Here is a 17,409-nt window from a genome sequence, read left to right on the forward strand (position 1 = left end):
AATGCCGGCAAAAAAGATCGGCCAGGGAGTGGGTGTGAAATTCACACCCAGTGGAATTAAAAAAACTAGAACTGGGGCTTGACTGTGCAGTCCGATTTCAAGCCAGAGGCGAAAGCCTCGGGCCAGCGACGCAATTTGACGCTGCTGTTTGTTGATTTGTCCGAATCGACACGCTTGGCGGAAGCCATGGAGGCGGAGGATTACGCCCTGATGCTGGCTGAGTTGCGCCAGCTCTACCAGAGCGCGGTGGCCCGTCAGGGCGGCACGGTCGTGCGCATCCAGGGCGATGGCATGTTGGCCATCTTCGGCCATCCTCAGGCCGATGAAGAAGACGGGCGCCGCGCGGCCACGGCCGCGCTTGAGTTGCATGAAGCGGTGCGCTCGATGCGCCCGCCCTCGGGCCAGCCCTATTGGCCCCACCGCCAAGTCTTGACCCTGCACTCGGGCATTCATGCTGGCATGGTGCTGATGGAGGCCGGCGACGAGGTGCGCGGCCGCTTCGAGTTGCTGGGCAACGTGCCCAATATCGCGGCTCGCCTGTGCGACGCGGCGGGGCCGGACGAAATCGTGGTCAGCGAATCCAGCCTGGGATTGCACTGCCATTTCTTTCAGGTGAGCGAGCGCCGGGCCTTGTTGGTCAAAGGCAGGGGGACGCCGCTGTCGGTCGTCAACATACTCGGCCGGGCAGCCATCACCCGCCGTTTCGAGGCCAGCCAGCAGCGCGGCCTCGCGCCATTTGTGGGCCGGGGGGCTGAGTTGAATCTGCTGGAGCAAGCCCTGGCGGCGGCCAGCCATGGCCGACCCCGTTGGATCAGCGTGCAAGCGGGGCCCGGCTTGGGCAAGACCCGTTTGACCGAAGAATTTTTGCAGCGCGCGATGGACGAAAACTGCCAAATCCATCGCGGTTATTGTGAAAGCCATCTCAGCGCCGAGCCACTGCAGCCCTATCTGCAAATGCTCCGCACCCTGCAGGCCATGGGCTGCGCGGACGTCGACAAGATCATGCAGCTGCCGCCGAAGTCGCGAGCGGATGCCGTGTTGGCCTACTTTTTAAGCCAAGCCGAGCGACAGCCCCAATTGCTCTTCATCGACGACCTGCATTGGGCGGACGACGCGAGCCTGGCCCTGCTGCATCGCCTGCGCGGGGCGGCCTTGCAGGCACGCCTGCCGGTGTTTCTGCTCACGGCCAGCCGCCCGCTGGAGCAAGGTTCGATGGCTGCCATGCCTGAGCTTCTCAGCACAGCCAATGCGCCGCTCCAAGAAGATGTGCAGGTGTGTGAACTGCAGCCTTTCAATCTCCAGGAAGCCCGTGCCGCCACCGCACAGTTGCTGCCCCGGGTGGATCCATTCTGGGCCTTGGAGATTCAGCGTCACGCCGGCGGAAACCCCCTGTTCATCGAGGAGCTGTGCCACGCCCTCGCCCATCAGGGAGACGATCAAGATGCCGCCCGCAACTTCGGCGCCTTTGTGGCCAAAGTGACGCCGGCTGGTGCCACGGCGGCCAGTCCGCTGGGCAGTGGCAGTGCCTGGTTGTCGGCCCTGGTTGAATCACGGGTGGCACGCTTGCTGCCCGAAGAGGCCGAACTCTTGCGCATTGCCGCGGTGATCGGTAACGTGATCCCGTCGTGGCTGCTGCACCGTTTGACGGGCTGTGATGAAGACCACCCGGCGGTGCGCAGTCTGGCCGCGCAAGACTTCGTGTTTCCTGCGCAGCGGCAAGGCTATCTCCGTTTCAAACACGGCATCGCACGCGACGTGGTCTACGAGTCCACCGGCATGCAGAGCCGCCAGGCCCTGCACCACCGCATCTTGTCGGAGCTGCACGAGCGCAGCCAGGCGGGCGAAGAACCCGCCCATGAATTGCTGGCCTATCACAGCCGAGCCGCGCGCCAATGGGAGGCCGCCGCGCGCCACGCCGAACAAGCCGGTGATCTCGCCCTTGCTGGCTCCGCGCTGGACCGCGCCAAACAACAGTACCGCGCTGTGCTGGAGGCGTTGGAGCATTTGCCGCCCAGCGACGACATTGCGTTGCGCTGGATCTCCATCGCCCAGCGCTTTGGCATGGCCTGCGTTTTTGACGCGTCAGTGGCCGATTTGCGTGTGCTGCAACATGCCGCCAAATTGGCGCAAATGAGCGGCGACCGCGAGCTGATTGCCCGTGCCGAGTACTGGATGGGTTATGTCAGCTACGCGCTGGGGCAATCCCGGTCAGGCGCCTTGCATTGCGAGAACGGTCTGACGGCTTCCCTACACGGTGTCGACGAGGCGCTGACGGCGCAACTGAGCGGCGCTTTGGGGCAGATCCGTGCCGCCGCAGCCGACTATGCGTCGGCCCTCGAATTGTTGGATCAGGCCATTGCCTTTCAGCGCCCGCGTCAGCGCCCAGGGCGGGCGCCCATCGGGCTGGCTTATTCGCTGGCGTGCCGGGCCTATGTGCTGGGCGACCAGGGCGATTTCAAAAGCGCGCATGAAGCCTTTGAAGAGGCCTTGTCCGGCATCCTGGGCAGCAACCATGCCGTCGAGGCCTCGATCCAGGGCTGGCGTGCCGCCGTGCTGCTCTGGCAAGGGCGTTGGGCTGAGGCGCAGGTTTGCGGCAGCGAGGCGCGGCGTATCGGCACCCAGGTGCGGAGCTTGTTCACCTGCGCCATGGGCCACGCTGCGCAGGCCTATGGCGCCTGGAAGATGACGGGCTCCGAAGCTGCCTGCGACGCCTTGATCAACGCCACCCATTGGCTGACGCCGCGTGGCGGCGGCTTGTTCAACTCGCTCAATCATGGCTGGTTGGCCGAGATCAGCGCCGGGCGCGGGGAGTTTGCAAAGGCGCGGCACCATCAGGCCGAAGCGCTCATGCGCGCGCGCAGCAATGATTTGATTGGCGTGGCCATGGCCCATCGCGCCGGTGCGCGGGTGGCTGCGCAGATGGGCCGTGCGGTGCATGTAAAACGTTATCTCGACAGCGCTTTCCGGGTGGCGGAGCGCCGCCAATCCTTGCATGAGCAGGCCGTGACCTGGCTTTGCAGTGCGGAGCTCGCGGCCGTACCAGGGGGGGCATCGGGTGCAGCTTCGGGGCGCGACGCGCAGCGTGATCTGGACGCTGCAGAGCGCGCCTTCGAGCGCATGGGCATGAGCTGGCACCTGGGTGAAGTCGCCCGTTTGCGCCAGCGGGGCTGAAGCGCCGGCGGCCCGGCGCTCTGCGGCGGGCGATGCTGGCCGTCGCACCGTCGCGATCAAGCTATATTTCAGCCCGAAACAAGTGCAGGAAATTGCGCAGTAAAACGGTCAAGCAACTGCGTCGTAACGCAGCCGGCCCACGGCGTGCTGACTCGTTTGCGCCCGAACCCCAAACACAAGCAGGAGACATGACATGACCCTCAATCGTCGACAACTCATCATCCAGGGCACTGGCGCGCTCGTGCTGCCCGCCCTGACCATTCCCAAGGCGTTTGCCGCCGCGGAATTCACCTTCAAATACGGCAATAACCTGCCGGTGACGCACCCGATGAATGTGCGTGCCGCCGAAATGGCCGCCGCCATCAATGCCGAGTCAAAAGGGCGCATCGATTTTCAGGTCTACCCCAACAATCAGTTGGGCAACGACACCGACATGCTGTCGCAGGTACGCTCGGGCGCGCTGGATTTCTTGAGCTTCTCGCCACTGATTCTTGGCACGCTGGTGCCGGCAGCCCAGATCAGCGGTGTCGGGTTTGCGTTCAAGGACTATGGCCAAGTGTGGGGCGCGATGGACGGCGAGTTGGGCGCGCATGTGCGCCGCCAGATCGCCGCGTCCAGCAGCCTCTTCGCGTTTGAAAAAATCTGGGACAACGGCTACCGTCAGGTGACCACCAGCACGACCGCCATCAACAAGCCGGAAGACTTGAAGGGCTTGAAGATCCGCATCCCGCCCAGCCCGTTCTGGGTGTCCATGTTCAAGGCCTTCGAGGCGTCGCCGCAGACCATCAACTTCGCTGAGGTGTACTCCGCCTTGCAGACCAAGGTCGCTGACGCGCAGGAGAACCCGCTGGCCGTCATCGCCACCGCCAAGCTCAACGAGGTGCAAAAGTACTGCTCGCTCACCAATCACATGTGGGACGGCTTTTGGGTGCTGGGCAACAAGAAGTCTTTCGACCGCCTGCCGCAGGATTTGAAGGATTTGGTCTCCCGCCATATCAATGCCGCCGGCATGAAGCAGCGCGAGGATGTGAAGAAGCTCAACGATTCCCTGCAGGCCGATCTCAAAGCCAAGGGCATGGTCTTCAACGGCACCGACGCCGAGCTGTTCCGCAACAAGCTGCGCGCTGCGGGCTTTTATGCCGATTGGCACAAGAAATTTGGCGCTGAAGCCTGGGCGCTGCTGGAGAAGTACACGGGCAAGCTGGTATGAGTTCAGGGGTCGGGGTCGCGGTGGCCCCACAGGGATGGCTGACCCGCCTGGAGACGGGCTTGGGCTGGCTGGTGGAGGTGCCGGCGGCTTTGCTGGTGCTGGCCGATATCCTCGTGCTGTTTGCCGGTGTGGTGGCACGTTATGTCTTGCACGACCCCTTGCTGTGGTCGGACGAGCTGGCGTCCATCTTGTTCTTGTGGCTGGCGATGTTGGGGTCGGTAGTGGCCTTGCGGCGCGGCGAGCACATGCGCATGACGGCATGGGTTGGCCGTGCGGCCCCCGCGCGCCGGGCGCAGCTGGAGCTGCTGGCCACCTTTGCTTGTCTGGCCTTTCTTGCCCTGGTCGCGGCACCCGCGTGGGAATACGCGGCCGATGAGCAGGCCATCACCACGCCGGCGCTGGAAATCTCCAATCTGTGGCGGGCCGCGGCCCTGCCTGTGGGCATTGGCTTGATGGGCTTGTTCGCGGTGCTGCGGCTGGCGCGTAGTGGCACGGTGGGGCAACGGCTCAAAGTGGCGGTGGCTTTGGCGGCGGTCATCGGCCTGTTCTGGTGGGCTGGCCCGGTTCTGGCGCCGCTGGGCCGCTGGAATTTGCTGATCTTTTTTGTCGGGGTGGCGGGCGGCTGCGTGCTTGCCGGCATTCCGATTGCCTTTGCCTTTGGGCTGGCGACGTTTGGTTATCTGGCTTTGACGACGCAAACGCCGATGATGGCGCTGGTGGGTCGCATGGATGAAGGCATGTCGCACCTGATCCTGCTGGCCGTGCCCTTGTTTGTGTTTTTGGGCCTGCTGATCGAAATGACCGGCATGGCGCGCGCCATGATTGCATTTCTCGCCGCGTTGCTGGGGCATGTGCGGGGTGGGTTGTCCTATGTGCTGGTGGGGGCGATGTATCTGGTCTCGGGGATTTCAGGCTCCAAGGCGGCGGATATGGCGGCCATCGCGCCGGCGTTGTTCCCTGAGATGAAGGCACGCGGCGCCAGGCCCGGCGATCTGGTGGCCTTGCTGGCCGCCACCGGGGCGCAGACCGAGACGGTGCCGCCCAGCCTGGTGTTGATCACCATCGGTTCGGTCACGGGGGTGTCGATCGCCGCACTGTTCACCGGCGGCCTGCTGCCGGCCCTGGTGCTGGGTGCTTTGCTGTGCGCCGTGGTGTGGCACCGCTACCAGGGCGAGGATTTGAGCGGCGTGCAGCGCCGGCCGCGCGCCGAAGTGTTCAAGCTGTTCTTGATCGCCCTGCCGGCGCTGGCCTTGCCCTTTGTGATCCGGGCCGCCGTGGTGCAGGGCGTGGCCACCGCCACCGAGGTATCCACATTGGGCATTGCCTACGCGGTGCTGGCTGGCTTGTTGATCTACCGGCAGTTCGACCTGAGGCGCCTGCTGCCCATGCTGGTGGATACCGCGGCATTGTCGGGCGCCATTTTGTTGATCATCGGCACGGCCACGGGCATGGCCTGGGGGCTCACGCAGTCGGGTTTCTCACGCTGGCTGGCGCAGTCCATGGCGGCCTTGCCCGGGGGAGCGCCCATGTTCATGGCAGTGTCGGTGCTGGCCTTTGTGGTGCTGGGCTCGGTGCTGGAGGGCATTCCGGCCATCGTGCTGTTCGGGCCCTTGTTGTTTCCGATCGCACGGCAATTGGGCATCCACGAGGTGCACTACGCCATGGTGGTGGTGCTCTCCATGGGCCTGGGCCTCTTCGCGCCACCTTTGGGCGTGGGCTATTACGCCGCCTGTGCCATCGGGCGCGTCAGCCCCGATTTGGGCTTGCGCCCCATCGTGGGCTACCTGGCCGCCCTGCTGGTGGGCGTTGTCGTTGTGGCGGCCGTGCCCTGGATTTCGATCGGGTTTTTGTGACTCAGGTCTGCACGGCCAGCACCGTGGGTGAGCCCGTATAGCGCAAGGTGCCGGCCTCCAGCACGCCTGCGATCACGCCCATCATCACGCCGATGGCCATGGCGTAGCCGGGGCAGGCGTGCAGGGGAGCGGGTTTGACGGGGTCGTGGCGATCGCCGCCGAACATGGGGTAATGCTCGCCGGGGCTTTGCTGCGTGGCTGAGCCGATGCCGACGATCACTGTGTCGCCCGTGTCCAGCGCGAGCGGCCCGAGTGAATGGGGCTTGCGCACCTTGCGCCACACGGCGCCGGGCACGGGCCGCCCCACCATGGTGGCAATCAAGGCGGGGCGCAAGACGGCCACAGCCTGTTGATGAACTTGCGCGGCGGCTGCGTCCGGGCTGTGGTGGGGCCAGGCTTGCTGAAAATCCCACAGCTTGCGGCTCACCACCCAGGCGCCCAGGGTGGACAAGGTGTTGCCGTGTACCGTGGGTGGGAAGCCCAGCATGATGCCGGCGATGGTGCGGGGAACGATGTCGGCATCGGCACCACTCATACCGTGCAGGGCCGCCCGTATGGCCTCGCTCAGCACTGGCAACGGGGCGCCCGCAGGTTGATTGGCCAGCCATTGGCGAACAGCGGCGAACAGTGCCTGCCCAGTCTGCGGCGCTACCTGTTGAACCACGTCGTTAGGGTGAGGGCCAAACACAAACCGGGACACCGCTAGAAAGCCCTGCGGGCAGCGCGGCGCCTTGGCTAGGCCGGCGGCATGCCACTCCATGCCCCACATGTGCAGGCCATCGGGCAGGCCAAACCAGGTTGTGCACAGCGCCGCCAGCACTTGCTCGGACAACTGCTCCATGTCCAGCAACGCTTCTTTCAACTGCAATTGCCGTGCTCCGGCGAGCACGTGGCCCACCACGGTGTTGGCCACGCTGCGCGCCAGGGTGAAGGCGGTGCCTTCGTCGATGGCTTCGATGGCCGCGTTGATCAACGGTGCCTGCTCGCGGTGGCCCGTGTCTTCGTCCATGCCGAGATAGCCGCGCCCGATGGACGCTGCCATGCGCTCGCCGTACCCGCTGACCGAGTAGCGGGCATCCGGGTCGCGGAACACCTCGCACACTCGCGCCGCCTCGCCCACCAGCACGCCATAGGCCGTGCGCAGCACCCCACCGGGCTGGCTGCGCACATAGGCCCAGGCCGCGTCGTGGGTGGCCGGGTCTTCCAGCCATTGCTGCCAGGCGGCGAAGTTGTCGAGATCGGGCGCAGCCATGGGCGTGGCGATGGAGGCGGGAAAGGTCGGCAACTCAACCCAAGCCGGCAATTGCCGCAGCGCTGTCATCGCTGGTACGAAGAAGTACGCCCCCCACTGCAGTTCGACAAAAGGCTGATCGCCCAGGTTCAGATGAATCGGCTTGCCTTCATGTTCGAAGCGGAACACGCGCGGCGCAGCGCCGGGCAGGCGGTCGGTTGCGGGCGTCTTGGGCACTGCCACGCCAAGAAAGGGGTCGGACTGGCCGGCATAGCCGCCGCTGCTGTTGCCGCCGGCAATCCAGCGCTGCACGGTTTCAAACTGCTCGGCCAGATTGGCGTTGTAGGCCATGAAGACCAAGCCCCGGTCCGCTTCGTCTTGCGTGTCCTCCTGGCCGCCCTGCTGATAGGCCGGGCCGTAGGACATGCCGCGCCGCAGCAGTCGGGGGACGGCCGGTGCCTTGATCGGATCTGTGCGTGGGTTGGCGCGGCGGATATGGGCGTGGAAGGGGCACTTTGCGCCTTGCTTGTCGTCGGCATAACTGAAGGTATTGGCGGCGCCGATTTCAGGCGCAGCAAGGGGGCGGCCGTCGGGCCAGCGGCCCATCATTTTGGCGAGCAGGGATTCTTTGGGTAGATTCAGCGTGGCGGCCTGATCCTCCAGTGTTTGGTTGAGGCGGCCCACGTATTGGCGCAGCTTGCGCACCACCAAGAAGGTGCCCTTGTCCAGCAAGGCGTCGGCCTCTTCGGGTACCGCGCAACTGTCGCGGTCGGTGCGAAAGCCCAGCAGCAACTCGCCGCGGTTCACGACATCGGCGTAGGGTGCCTCGGCGGTGGGGGCGCTGGGTGTGCCGACGCTGGGTTGGCTGATGCCGTCGACGAAGCCGAAATTCTCCACCGTCTGGCGGGGGTGATGCGGCCGGGCGTTGCGGCGCATCGTCTGCACGGACAGCACTTGCAGGCCACTGCCGCGCTCCAACTCGTTGATGGCCTTGTGCAGGGTGTTGGCGCGAAACTCGGTGTTATGGCGCAGCTGGATCAGCACATGCATGCTGCCGAGATCAACGCGGCGAGGGTCGGCGCTGCCGCCCTCTGGGGTCGGTGGCCAGTTGCGGGGCGGCAGCTTCCAGTAGCGCGGGTGGTTGTGGCGCAAATCACCGAGCACGCCGGCGCGGGCCTCCATGCCTTCTTTGAATGGTTGGGGCATGCGCTCAAGCCGTTGTGGGCTGACGCCCAGCGCCTTCAGGCCAGCCAGGCTCAGGGCCACGTTGCGGTACAGCCCGTCAGCGGGCTTGCGCTCGGCCAGCACGTCGGCTTCGGTCGTGGCTTGAAAGGCGCTGAGCCAGGCCACCGCCAGCGCGGGCTGCGTGACGCGCAGCAGCACGAGCGCACCGCCACCCAGGTCAGGATAGGCGGTGATCATGCCGCCTTGAATGTCGGCGTCTGAGTAGGGCAGCGCCCGGGCGGACAGCGTCGTTTTGGGCACCGGTTTTTCGAACCAGTCCAGCATGGGGTAGTAGGCCGCGCGCAAGGGGCTGCCCGTGGGAAACAGTGTGGCGGTGTTCAGTCCGTGCAATTCGAACAAGATGTCCTGGGCCGCTCGCAATAGGCAGTGGCCGTCCGGCGCCGTGGCTGAAAAGTAGCGGTCCAGCGTGTACAGCGTGGCCAGCGCGGGCAAGGCGCGCACGCCCATGGCGAGTTGTGCGGCGGGGCTGCCTGGCAAAGGCGTGGGCTCGTCCAGCTGAGGCAGGCGCAGCCGGGTGGCGTCCAGATCAGCCGGCGGGGCGTGCTGGCGCTGCTGCCACTCCAGCGCCGCCAGCAGCTCATGATCGGCGGCGCTGCGGCCCGACTCGAAGTAGAGGAAATCACTGGCAATTTCATGGGCGCGCACCCAGGCCTGATAGCGCTCGAAGCTGGTCTCGCTGGCCAGGCGGTAGTCCACGGCATGGCACAGGATCAAGTCGAGCATGCTGCCCAGCTGATTCCAGATCACCCGCATATAGGGCTCCCAGCCGCCGTCGAAGCAGACATTCAGCAGGAGTTTGGTGGGCGTGCCTGGCGCGGCATCCGCACCGGGCTCGATGAGGGCCCAGCGGAAGGAATGGACGATGCGGAAGTGGCTGACGACGTCGGTGAACAAGCCCGGCGCGTCGCTGGACTCCCGCGAACCCAGCCGCAGTGCGTTCAACGATTTCAGGACACGGCGCAGGCGGTCAACGTAAGTGATGGTTTCGAAGGCGGTGACAAAGCCGGCCTTGACGGGCGTGATCAACACCAGATCGGTGATGCCTTGCAGCTGCGTTTCTGCGGGGGTGGGTGCCATGGCTTGTCTGTCTCCCTGTTTCTCTGTTTTCATATGAGGCGCGCACGGGTGCACGTGGGCGCACGTTAGTGGGCTTTGCTTTTTTTGTCGTCCAATGAAATAGGGATGGAGTGCACGCAGATCTTCAGTTAGCAACCGGATCGGTGGCCACCCCGGAGCCATCAGGCATGCGGTGCGCTTGGGCGGCATGGATTTGCGTTCATCCGCTGGGATTGCATTTCAATCGGCGCGGTCGTCGCTTGGTCGCTTGCACCTGGAAAACCCCAGGGCCAAGGCCGAAACTGCAGTCATGGGTCGCAAATCAGCAACCCGCTAGCCGCAGGAGTTATCACCATGATTGCCAGCCCCAAGACCTTTGCCCTGACCCTTTTCACCGCCGCCGGCCTCTTGATGGGCGCCGCCACCGCCTGGGTGGCGCACGCCAAGCCCGAGGCCCCGATGCGCACGGTTCAGTTGGAACGCGTGGTGATCACGGCCAAGCGTGTGGCGGTTGAGGTGCCCGCAGCGCACGCGGCGAAGGAGGCTCCAACTGATGCCGTGGCGCACCTGCCGCGCGTCGTCATCGAATCCCGCCGCAGCCCTGACAGCGTGCAGATGGCCGCCGCCCGATCGTGTGAAGGTGCCGAGTTTTGCTGATGGAATCTGGCAGCCCGTCTGGGGGTGCCGTTAGCGAAGCCTGAAGTCGATTGGCGCTCCAAATTCACAAGTCCGTCGCAAAGTCTCAAGGCGAGCCCAAGTGTCCTTAAGATCGCGCCCATTCCACTCATTCGGGGCGTTGATTCATGACAGCGGTGCTACAGGTACTCGGATTGCACAAATCCTATGGCGCCCGGCAAGCGGTGCGGGATGTGTCGTTTGAAGTCTATCCAGGTGAGTTGTTAGGCCTGCTCGGCCCCAACGGCGCGGGTAAATCCACCACCATCGGCATGATGGCCGGCTTGTGCGGGCCGGACGCTGGCAGCGTGCAGATCGGCGGCGTGAGCTTGGCGGTTGACGAGGCTACTTACAAACGCCGCATCGGCTTGGTGCCGCAAGACATTGCCTTGTTTGATGAGTTGCCGGCGCTCGCCAATATCGAACTCTTTGGCGCCCTCTACGGCATGCCCAAGGCCTTGCTTCAAGCGCGGGCGCGTGAGGTGTTGGCGCAAGTGGGCTTGAGCGAGCGCGCCAAAGACAAACCCGCCAGCTTCAGCGGCGGCATGAAGCGCCGCCTCAACATTGCCTGCGCGCTGGTGCACGACCCCGACGTGCTCTTGCTGGACGAACCCACGGCAGGCGTGGACCCGCAGAGCCGCAACGCAATCTTTGACCAACTCGAAGCGCTCAAGCGTGCGGGCAAGGCGCTGGTCTACACCACGCATTACATGGAAGAAGTGGAGCGCCTTGCCGACCGGGTGCTCATCATGGACCACGGCCAGATGCTGGCCAGCGGCACCTTGCCCGAGTTGTACCGGCGCCTGCCTGCTGCGCAAACGCTGTTGCTGGAGCTGGAGGCGCCGGTGACACCCACTCAGCTCACCGGCTTGCGCGCGTTGCCCGCGCTCAAACAAGTCGAGCAGCGGGGCGGCCAGCTGCGCCTGGGCCTGGACGACCTGGGGCAGGGTACCCGTGACCTGATGCAATGGCTCGTCGAGGCAGGTATGCCGGTGCGGCACCTCAATTCGGGCCGCGCCAATCTGGAAGATGTGTTCTTGATGCTGACCGGCCGGCAATTGCGAGATTGACAGCGAGATTGACCTCGTCATCCCCCTCCTGCTGACCCAAGCCCAACGAGCGCCCCACCCCATGAATGCTTTCATTGCCCTGCTGCGAAAAGACTTGCGGCTGTATTTTTCCAACCGTCGCGCTGTGTTGATGAGCGTGGCTGCGCCGATCTTGATTGCCGCATTCTTCGGCAGCCTGTTCGGTACCGACAGCAAGCCCGCCAACGTGCCCGTCGGCATCAGTGATCTGGACCGCAGCGTGATGTCCGGCAAGATCGTGGCTGCCTTGCGCGCTGACGCCAGCCTGGCAGTCAGCGAGCTACCGCAGGACGAGGCCTTGGCGCAAGTCCGCCAAGGCAAGTTGCGCGCAGCCATCGTCTTGCCCGCGGGCTTTGCTTCACAGGCCAGTCGTGCCCTGTTCGGCGGGGGCGACAAACCGCAGGTGGGGCTGGTCTACGACCCCTCCCAGGCGATGACCCTGCCACTGGTGCGTGGCTTGTTGTCACAGCATGTGATGAGTTATGTTACCCAAGATGTGTTCAGCGCCAACAGCCCCATGCTCAAGGAGGTACAGGCGCACCTGATGCAAGACAGCAGCTTGCCGACTGAGCGGCGGCAAGACTTGCTGAAGCTGTTCGATCAAATCGACCGCGTGCAGCAGCCGCCCGCATCGGCGGTGAGCGATCCGGCGGCCATGCCGGCACGGCAGGCGGAGTCCCGCAGCTTCAGCCTGCCGTTCAGCACCCAGGAGACTGAAGCCGGGGCAGGCCTTGGCACTGAACAGGGGCGGCCCTACAACAGCTACGCTCACTCCTTTGCCGGCATGGGCGTGCAGTTCATCCTGATGATGGGGGTGGACATGGGCGTGGGCCTCTTGCTGCTGCGCCGCCAAGGCCTGTGGCAGCGCCTGCGTGCGGCGCCGGTGTCGCGTGCCAAATTGCTGGGCAGCCGCATTGCCAGCTGTGCCTTGATTGCCCTGCTTGTATTTCTCGCCATCTACGCCGTGGCGATGGCGGTGTTCAAGGTGCGGGTGGACGGCAGTTGGCTGGGGTTTGGTGCCGTGTTGCTCGCGTTCTCGGTGCTGACGGCCAGCTTCGGCCTGCTCGTGGCAGCGATCGGCAAAACGCCCGAAGCCACCCGAGGGTTGGCAATTTTGGTCACCCTGCTGATGGTGATGCTGGGCGGCGCCTGGGTGCCTTCGTTCATCTTTCCCGCCTGGCTGCAGAGCTTGTCGCTGCTGATGCCCACCCGCTGGGCCGTTGACGGCCTGGACGCCATGACCTGGCGTGCCCAGGGGCTCGCGGCAGCGGGCCTGCCGGTGGCGGTGATGTTGGCGTTCTCGCTGGTGTTCGGCCTGCTGGCACTGGCCCGCTTCAAGTGGGAAGAATAAGGGTCAAGTGCCCTGGCGCTGAACTCAATCAGCATCGAGCACGCGCAAGATTTCCTGCCCGTAGGCTTCCAGCTTTTTGGCACCCACGCCGCTGATCTGCCCCAACGCCTCCAGGTTGCGCGGATGTTGGCGAGCCATTTCGGCCAGCGCCACGTTCTGAAAGATCACATAAGCGGGCAGGCCGTGCTCTTTGGCCACCTCGGCGCGCCAGGCTTTCAGCTGATCGAAGCGGTCTTGTGCAGCGGCGTCCAGATCCGTGGGGGCACCGCTGCCGCCACTCCCGCTGGGTCGATTGCCCCGCGTGAGCTTGCCGCGTTTGGGGGCTACGGCGGGCACACGCAGCAGCAATTGCACTTCGCCCTTGAGCACCGCCCGCGCTGAGTCTGCCAGGGCCAGGGTCATGTATTCGCCCTCTGTGACGACATGGCCCAAGGCAATCAATTGGCGCAGCACGGCGCGCCATTGCGTTTCAGGCAGATCGGCCCCCACGCCCCAGGTGCTCAGGCTCTGGTGGCCGTATTGGGTGACCTTGTCGGTTGCCTTGCCACGCAGCACGTCAATCAAATGCCCGGCGCCAAAGCGTTGGCCGCCGTTTTGTTGGAAGCGGTAAATGCAGCTGAGCAGCTTGCGGGCGGCCTCGGTGCCGTCCCAGGTGGCGGGGGGCAAGAGGCAGTTGTCGCAGTTACCGCAAGGGGTACTGGCTTCACCAAAATAGCTTAACAGTCGAACTCGGCGGCAATCAGTTGCTTCGGCCAGCGCCAACAAGGCATCCAGTTTGCCGCGCTGACCCTTTTTGAATTCTTCCCCGGCGGGGCTTTCGTCAATCATGCGGCGCTGGTTCACCACATCGGCCAGGCCATAGGCCATCCACGCGTCGGCTGGGGCGCCGTCGCGTCCGGCGCGGCCGGTTTCCTGGTAGTAGCTTTCGATGTTTTTGGGCAAGTCCAGATGAGCCACAAACCGCACGTCGGGCTTGTCGATGCCCATGCCGAAGGCGATGGTGGCCACCATCACGATGCTGTCTTCCCGCAGAAAGCGGTCTTGGTGTTTTTGCCGCACAGCGGCGTCAAGCCCGGCGTGATAGGGCAGGGCTTTGAGGCCCTCGGCGACCAACCAGTCGGCGGTTTCCTCCACCTTTTTGCGGCTCTGGCAATAGACCACGCCCGCATCGTTTTCATGCTCATCGCGGATGAAGCGCAGCAGCTGCTCGCGCGGCTTATCCTTCTCGATAATCGCATAGCGGATATTGGGCCGGTCGAAGGATGAGATGAAAACGCGCGCCTCTTCCAGCCGCAGGCGGCTGATGATGTCGGCGCGGGTTAGGTCGTCAGCCGTGGCCGTCAGCGCGATGCGTGGAACCTCGGGGTAACGTTCATGCAACAGCGACAGCGCCAGATACTCGCTGCGGAAGTCATGCCCCCACTGGCTCACGCAATGCGCCTCGTCAATCGCGAACAGGCTCAGCAGCCCACGTTCAGCCAGGGAGTCGAGTTGGGCCAGAAAGCGCGGATTGGTGATGCGCTCCGGCGCGGCATAGAGCATCACCAGGCGGCCGCTCATCATCTCGCGCTCCACATGCTGCGCTTGTTCACTGCTCAGGGTCGAGTTCAGGAAGGCGGCATGTACGCCGGCTTCTTCCAGCGCACCTACTTGGTCGTGCATCAAGGCAATCAGCGGGCTCACCACCACCGTTACGCCGCGGTCGGCGCGGTGCCTTGCGATGGCCGGGATTTGATAGCACAGACTTTTTCCGCCGCCCGTGGGCATCAGCACCAAGGCGTCGCCGCCTTGCGAGACCTGGTCAATGATGGCTTCTTGGGCGCCTCGGAATGCGGGGTAGCCAAACACCTCTTGCAGGATGTTCAGCGGGGCAGGATGATGGCTCGTTTGGGTCATGTAGGCCCGCATTGTCGAGGAGAACCCATCGCATGAGCCCGCTCAACGAAAAACAAGCGGCCTTGCGCGCCAAGCTGATCCGCAATCACCAAGAGGTGCCGCGTGAGCATTTTGCGCGTGCGCCGCGCTATGACAGCATGATCGGCGCCCTGTCAGACGGCACCTTGGCGCGCAAATTGGGTTGCGGCGTCGATACGGTAGCGCCCGGCCAGCAGAGCTGCCCCTATCACTTCCACCACACGCAGGAGGAAATGTTTATCGTGCTCTCCGGCCATGGCACCCTGCGGGTGGCGAATGAGCTGCTGCCCATCAAAACCGGCGACGTGATCTTCATCCCCTGTGGGCCCGACTATCCGCATCACATCCTCAACACCTCGGACGCACCCTTGAGTTATTTGTCCATCAGCACGCAAGAGCGCCCCGAAGTCTGTGAATACCCTGATTCCGGCAAGATCGGCGTGTTTGCCAACAAGGGCCGCAGCTTTGTGCAACGCCTGGAAAATGGCCTCGACTACTGGGAAGGCGAGCCCTGAACTGGCGCAAAACGCGCTTTGAACGTTCTTGCGCTTCACGACGCCGTACAAGCCCTCAGGCCCGACCGGGGCCGTCACCGGCATAATCCTGCCTTTGGTTTTCTCTCTCTCCTGCGGAGCGCATCATGGCCTCGGTCAACAAAGTCATCCTCATCGGCAACCTGGGTCGCGACCCCGAACTGCGCTACAACCCCAGCGGCACGGCTTGGTGCACCATCAGCCTGGCCACCACCCGCAACTGGAAGAACCGCGAATCTGGCGAACGCCAGGAAGAAACCGAATGGCACCGCGTCGTCTTCAACGACAAGCTGGCTGAAATCGTCGGCCAATACTGCAAAAAGGGCCGCCCCATCTATGTGGAAGGCCGCCTGAAGACCCGCAAGTGGCAAGACAAAGAAGGCCGCGACACCTACACCACCGAAGTCATCGCCGACCAGATGCAATTGCTGGGTGGCCGTGACGGCGCCGAAGGCGGCGGCGATGAAGGCGGCAGCAGCTACGGCGGTGGCCGCGGCGCCGCCCGCGGTGGCGACAACTTTGGTGGCGGCGACGACTACGGCGATGCCCAACCAGCCGCCCGCGCCCCCGCCGCCCGCCCTGCCGCCCCCCGCGCCCCGGCCCCTCGTGCCCCCGCGCCAGCCCCCCGCGCCGCGACCGGGTTTGACGATATGGATGACGATATCCCGTTCTAGGATTTATCTTTGCCTAAATGGTAAAAAAGCCCTAAGTGCTTGTCACTTAGGGCTTTTTTCTTGTTGACGTGGCTCTTGGGGCTTGGGGAGTTCTCTTGGCTACAAGTTACTTTTCAAGACTTGTAAACAAACTTCCCTGCACATATCCATCGCTTGCCTTGAACCCGTGGGGGCGCACCAGCGAGTTCGCCATGGCATTTGCCAAAGGCGCCAGGCGCGGCACCGCTTCAATTCGACCCAAGGTTCGCAGGATGGCTTCGAAGAGCTCATCCTTGAAACGTTCAGTGAACCAAGACAGGCTCAGCCGAAAGCTCAGCCGTGAAGTCGGTGGGACGATCGCCCAGACGGCTGCGATGACGCCAAAAATCGTCAGAAGCGAAGTGGTATCGATCCCCGGGGAGCCCATGTGATGCCAAGCGTTATTCGTCGTTGCATCAACTATCGCCGCAAGGTCATCTCGACCTTTGGTTGACGCTCAAGCGAAGTCCGTACGGCGGCGTTACCGCGTCAGAGACTCAGCAACTTCTTGCCCGACGTGTGGCGCCAAGGAATGCGGTGAATGCCGCCTTCGATCAACCGTGCGTGCTCCAACACTTGAGGCCACCACAGCACCCATTGAGTCGACTTGGCCCAGAACTTATGCGCTGCCCACTGAGAGTCCAGAACATACACCGTGTGCCTTGCTCTGCGGAGGGCCTCTCGCTCAGCGCCACGGCTCTTGGTGAACTTGTCGAGGCTGATGACATACCCCCGCATCGTTCTGTCATCTTCCCTCGTTAGAGTGCTCTGTCGCTTGATTTTGTGACAGTCAAACACCCATGGTGCTCTGAAAAGAGCATGCCATGGTTGATGAGTTGAGCCGGTACCGGCTGGCGTTGAGCTGCCAAGGATAGACAAAGCTTCATGGACTCCAATCGTTCCTCGCGATACCCGCGTTTTTCGCGTTACTCGCATTTCTCGCTGATTTCCCAGCCAGCACCTGCCGCGCGAGGCTTCACCCTGCTTGAGTTGCTGGTGGTGATGGTCATCATTGGCTTGCTGGCCGGCTATGTGGGGCCGAAGTTCTTCAGCCAGATTGGCAAGTCCGAGGTCAAGGCCGCGAAGGCGCAGATTGATGGCTTGCAGAAGTCGCTGGACCAATACCGGTTGGATGTGGGCCGTTACCCCACGACGGAGCAGGGCCTGGCCGCCTTGGTGAGCAAGCCAGCGGACGAGGTGCGTTGGGCGGGCCCTTACCTGAGCAAGGCCTTGCCGAAGGATCCTTGGCACAACGACTATCAATACCGTTCGCCCGGCGAGCATGGCGACTATGACCTGCTGTCGTTCGGCCGTGACGGCCGCCCGGGCGGTGAGGGTGAAGACGCTGATTTGACCAGTTGGTGAGCCGGGCTCTGAGCCAGTTTTTGAT

The 17,409-nt window shown here is 63.9% G+C and carries 13 protein-coding genes; 9 read left to right on the forward strand and 4 right to left on the reverse strand.

Features of this window, described 5'->3' with window-relative positions; translation table 11 throughout:
- Positions 1 to 84: 84 nt before the first annotated feature.
- The 3 genes from PRZ01_RS10815 to PRZ01_RS10825 all read left to right on the forward strand — a co-directional run bounded on the left by PRZ01_RS10815 (position 85) and on the right by PRZ01_RS10825 (position 6,234).
- A complete protein-coding gene (locus PRZ01_RS10815) occupies positions 85 to 3,171 on the forward strand; it encodes an ATP-binding protein (RefSeq protein WP_273596858.1) in 3,087 nt (1,028 codons plus the stop codon).
- A gap of 193 nt (positions 3,172 to 3,364) precedes the next feature.
- Positions 3,365 to 4,381, forward strand: coding sequence for a TRAP transporter substrate-binding protein (locus PRZ01_RS10820; protein WP_273596793.1), 1,017 nt, complete (start codon positions 3,365 to 3,367; stop codon positions 4,379 to 4,381).
- The gene (locus PRZ01_RS10825) at positions 4,378 to 6,234 is read left to right on the forward strand and encodes a TRAP transporter large permease (RefSeq protein ID WP_273596794.1); all 1,857 of its coding nucleotides are present in this window, start codon (positions 4,378 to 4,380) and stop codon (positions 6,232 to 6,234) included. Before PRZ01_RS10820 ends, PRZ01_RS10825 begins: the two co-directional genes overlap by 4 nt.
- A 1-nt stretch (position 6,235) precedes the next feature.
- Here PRZ01_RS10825 and PRZ01_RS10830 read toward each other — a convergent pair whose 3' ends face one another.
- Complete coding sequence (locus tag PRZ01_RS10830) at positions 6,236 to 9,787, reverse strand: Dyp-type peroxidase (protein ID WP_273596795.1); 3,552 nt, start codon at positions 9,785 to 9,787, stop codon at positions 6,236 to 6,238.
- Between the two features lie 333 nt (positions 9,788 to 10,120).
- On the opposite strand from PRZ01_RS10830, the gene PRZ01_RS10835 reads away from it, so the two are divergent.
- The 3 genes from PRZ01_RS10835 (at position 10,121) to PRZ01_RS10845 (ending at position 12,880) form a co-directional block, all read left to right on the forward strand.
- Positions 10,121 to 10,423 carry a hypothetical protein gene (locus PRZ01_RS10835; RefSeq protein WP_273596796.1) on the forward strand — a complete coding sequence of 101 codons (303 nt, stop codon included), beginning with the start codon at positions 10,121 to 10,123 and terminating at the stop codon, positions 10,421 to 10,423.
- Between the two features lie 146 nt (positions 10,424 to 10,569).
- Positions 10,570 to 11,511: an ABC transporter ATP-binding protein gene (locus PRZ01_RS10840; RefSeq protein ID WP_273596797.1), complete on the forward strand. Its 942-nt coding sequence runs from the start codon at positions 10,570 to 10,572 to the stop codon at positions 11,509 to 11,511.
- Positions 11,512 to 11,572: 61 nt separating this feature from the next.
- On the forward strand, positions 11,573 to 12,880 hold the full coding sequence (locus tag PRZ01_RS10845) for an ABC transporter permease (RefSeq protein WP_273596798.1): 1,308 nt from the start codon (positions 11,573 to 11,575) through the stop codon (positions 12,878 to 12,880).
- Between the two features lie 24 nt (positions 12,881 to 12,904).
- Here PRZ01_RS10845 and recQ read toward each other — a convergent pair whose 3' ends face one another.
- Positions 12,905 to 14,776 carry a DNA helicase RecQ gene (gene recQ / locus PRZ01_RS10850; RefSeq protein WP_273596799.1) on the reverse strand — a complete coding sequence of 624 codons (1,872 nt, stop codon included), beginning with the start codon at positions 14,774 to 14,776 and terminating at the stop codon, positions 12,905 to 12,907.
- 32 nt (positions 14,777 to 14,808) lie between these two features.
- Between recQ and PRZ01_RS10855 the strand changes: the two genes are divergently transcribed.
- Both PRZ01_RS10855 and ssb read left to right on the forward strand, forming a co-directional pair.
- Entirely contained in the window at positions 14,809 to 15,309 is a 501-nt protein-coding gene (locus PRZ01_RS10855) for a cupin domain-containing protein (RefSeq protein ID WP_273596800.1), read from the forward strand.
- 125 nt (positions 15,310 to 15,434) lie between these two features.
- Complete coding sequence (ssb, locus tag PRZ01_RS10860; protein ID WP_273596801.1) at positions 15,435 to 16,001, forward strand: single-stranded DNA-binding protein; 567 nt, start codon at positions 15,435 to 15,437, stop codon at positions 15,999 to 16,001.
- A 106-nt stretch (positions 16,002 to 16,107) separates the two neighbouring features.
- Here ssb and PRZ01_RS10865 read toward each other — a convergent pair whose 3' ends face one another.
- Both PRZ01_RS10865 and PRZ01_RS10870 read right to left on the reverse strand, forming a co-directional pair.
- Complete coding sequence (locus PRZ01_RS10865; protein WP_273596802.1) at positions 16,108 to 16,407, reverse strand: hypothetical protein; 300 nt, start codon at positions 16,405 to 16,407, stop codon at positions 16,108 to 16,110.
- A 101-nt stretch (positions 16,408 to 16,508) separates the two neighbouring features.
- Entirely contained in the window at positions 16,509 to 16,757 is a 249-nt protein-coding gene (locus PRZ01_RS10870; protein WP_273596803.1) for a hypothetical protein, read from the reverse strand.
- Positions 16,758 to 16,904: 147 nt separating this feature from the next.
- Here PRZ01_RS10870 and gspG point away from each other — a divergent pair, with 147 nt between their 5' ends.
- Positions 16,905 to 17,384, forward strand: a complete 480-nt coding sequence (gene gspG, locus PRZ01_RS10875; RefSeq protein ID WP_273596804.1) for a type II secretion system major pseudopilin GspG — start codon at positions 16,905 to 16,907, stop codon at positions 17,382 to 17,384.
- Positions 17,385 to 17,409 lie beyond the last annotated feature (25 nt).

Source organism: Roseateles koreensis, from assembly GCF_028595305.1.
GTDB lineage: Bacteria > Pseudomonadota > Gammaproteobacteria > Burkholderiales > Burkholderiaceae_C > Paucibacter_A > Paucibacter_A koreensis.